The following is a 2,547-nucleotide window of genomic DNA, read 5'->3' as shown; positions in this document are numbered from 1 at the left end:
AGTGTTCATCCGGCCCCGCAACGGGCTGAGCCACAAGCACGTCGGCAGCCTCCACGCGACGGACGAGGTCATGGCGCTGAACGCGGCGCGCGACGTCTACACGCGGCGCGGCGAGGGCATCTCGATCTGGGTGGTGCCCTCGAAGGCGATCACCGCCTCCGACCCGGACCAGGCGGCCGAGAACTTCGAGCCGACGGCGGGCAAGGTCTATCGTCACCCGACCTTCTACGAGATTCCCGACGACGTGGGGCACATGTGATGGCGCTGTTCGAGGCCCTTCTGGAGCTGGCCGACGACCACCTTGTGCTCGGTCACCGGCTCAGCGAGTGGTGCGGGCACGCGCCGATGCTTGAAGAGGATCTGGCGCTGCCCAACATGGCGCTCGACCTGATCGGCTCGGCGCGGACGCTCTACACCTACGCGGGCGAGGTCGAGGGCAAGGGGCGCGACGAGGATGCGCTGGCCTATCTCCGTGACGAGATGGACTACCGCAACTGCCTGCTGGTGGAGCGGCCCAACGGCGACTTCGCGGAGACCATGCTGCGCCAGCTCTATTTCGCGGCCTTCATGGAGCCCTACTGGAAAGCCGCGCTTGAGAGCCCTGACGAGACGGTGCGCGGCATCGCCGGCAAGGCCGTCAAGGAGATGGCCTATCACATCCGCCACTCCGGCGAGTGGGTGATCCGCCTCGGCGACGGGACGGAAGAGAGCGCACGGCGCATGCAGGGGGCCGTCGAGGAACTGCACCGCTACACCGAGGAGCTTTTCCATACCTCGGAGGCCGCGCGCGGTGTCGCGGCGCTGCCCGACCGTGCGGCGATGCGCCCCGAGTGGGACCGGGTGATCGGCGAGATCTTCGCCGAGGCGCGGCTGGAGATCCCGGAGGTGCGCTTCCCGCAAACCGGGGGGCGCGAGATGCAGCACGGCGAGGCGCTGGGCCACATGCTGGCCGAGATGCAGGTGACGCATCGGGCGCATCCCGGGGCGGTCTGGTGATGGCCGAGGCGGCGGAGCGCACCGCGCGCGAGGCCCGCGCCTGGGAGGCGGCGGCCTCGGTCCTCGACCCGGAGGTGCCCTGCGTGACGGTGGCCGATCTCGGCATCCTGCGCTGGGTCCGGATGGAGGACGGCGTGGCCGTCGCGGGCGTCACGCCCACCTACTCGGGGTGTCCCGCCACGCTCGCCATCGAGATGGCGGTCGAGGCGGCGCTGCGCGAGGCCGGGTTCGAGGCGCGGGTGGAGCGCGTGATGTCGCCGCCCTGGACCACCGACTGGATCACCGAGGCGGGCCGCGAAAAGCTGCGCGACTACGGCATCGCGCCGCCCGTCGAGGGCGGCGGCAAGGGCGCGCTCTTCGGCGCGACCACGGTCGCCTGCCCGCGCTGCGGCGCGACAGAGACCGAGCGGCTTTCGGAATTCGGCTCCACGCCGTGCAAGGCGCATTACCGCTGCCGCGCCTGCGCCGAGCCTTTCGACTACTTCAAGTGCCTCTGAGGAGGAGCGACATGTTCCACGAGCTCACCGTGTCCGATGTGCGCCACGACACCCCCGACAGCGTGGCCGTCAGCTTCGACGTGCCCGAGAACCTGGCGCAGGCCTTCGCCTGGAAGCCGGGGCAGTATCTGACGCTGCGCGCCGAGGTGGCGGGCGAGGATGCGCGGCGCTCGTATTCCATCGCCTCCGCGCCGGGGAAGCCGCTGACGGTCGGGGTCAAGCACGTGGAAGGCGGGCTCTTCTCGACCTTCTGCCAGGGGCTGGCACCGGGGCAGGTGATCCGCGTGATGCCGCCCGAGGGCCGCTTCGTGCCGGCGGAGGAGGAGCGGATCGTGCTGATCGCCGCCGGGTCCGGTATCACGCCCATGGTCTCCATCGCGGCCGAGCGGCTGGCGGCGGGCGCCGAGGTCACGCTGATCTACGGTAACCGCGACAGCGCGCACATCATGTTCCGCGAGGAGCTGGAGGCGCTGAAGGACCGCTACGTGGATCGCTTCACGCTGGTTCACGTGCTGAGCCGCGAGCCGCAGGACGTGGAGCTTCTGAACGGTCGCATCACGGGCGAGCGGGTCGTGCGGCTGGCCAACGCCGGGGCGGTGGATATCGCGGGCGCCGACGGCATCTTCCTCTGCGGGCCGGGCGGGATGATCGACGACGTGGCCGAGGCGCTGACGGGCAAGGGCGTGCCGGCCGAGCGCATCCACTTCGAACGCTTCTTCACCGAGGGCGAAGGCCCGCGTCCCGCGCGCTCCGAGGCGGCGGACGCCGCGGCGGAGAAGGGCGTGCAGGTCGAGGTCGTGCTCGACGGCGCGCGCCGGGCCTTCAACGTCACCGCCGAGGACGACACCGTGCTCGAAGCGGCAGAGCGGCAGGGGCTGGAACTGCCCTATTCCTGCCGGGGCGGCATGTGCTGCACCTGCCGGTGCAAGGTCGAGGAGGGCGCCGCCGAGATGGCGGTGAACTACTCGCTGGAACCCTGGGAGGTCGAGGCGGGCTTCGTGCTGGCCTGCCAGTCGCGGCCCACGTCGGAAAAGCTGGTCCTCGACTTCGACGC

General features: G+C 70.7%; 4 protein-coding genes. All 4 read left to right on the top strand.

All coding sequences use genetic code 11. The features are described from left to right. Position 1 precedes the first annotated feature (1 nt). On the top strand, positions 2–259 hold the full coding sequence (paaB, locus tag ACESL7_RS15255) for a 1,2-phenylacetyl-CoA epoxidase subunit PaaB (RefSeq protein WP_372894148.1): 258 nt from the start codon (positions 2–4) through the stop codon (positions 257–259). Continuing rightward, the gene (gene paaC, locus ACESL7_RS15250) at positions 259–996 is read left to right on the top strand and encodes a 1,2-phenylacetyl-CoA epoxidase subunit PaaC (protein WP_372894147.1); all 738 of its coding nucleotides are present in this window, start codon (positions 259–261) and stop codon (positions 994–996) included. The genes paaB and paaC overlap by 1 nt, the downstream gene beginning before the upstream one ends. After that, on the top strand, positions 996–1,493 hold the full coding sequence (paaD, locus tag ACESL7_RS15245; protein ID WP_372894146.1) for a 1,2-phenylacetyl-CoA epoxidase subunit PaaD: 498 nt from the start codon (positions 996–998) through the stop codon (positions 1,491–1,493). Before paaC ends, paaD begins: the two co-directional genes overlap by 1 nt. A gap of 11 nt (positions 1,494–1,504) precedes the next feature. Further along, a partial coding sequence (locus ACESL7_RS15240) for a 2Fe-2S iron-sulfur cluster-binding protein (RefSeq protein ID WP_372894145.1) occupies positions 1,505–2,547 on the top strand: 1,043 nt, incomplete at its 3' end.

It is taken from the genome of Rhodosalinus sp., assembly GCF_041685465.1.
In the GTDB taxonomy this organism is placed as follows: domain Bacteria; phylum Pseudomonadota; class Alphaproteobacteria; order Rhodobacterales; family Rhodobacteraceae; genus Rhodosalinus.
This window is presented reverse-complemented; position numbering and strand designations above follow the sequence as displayed.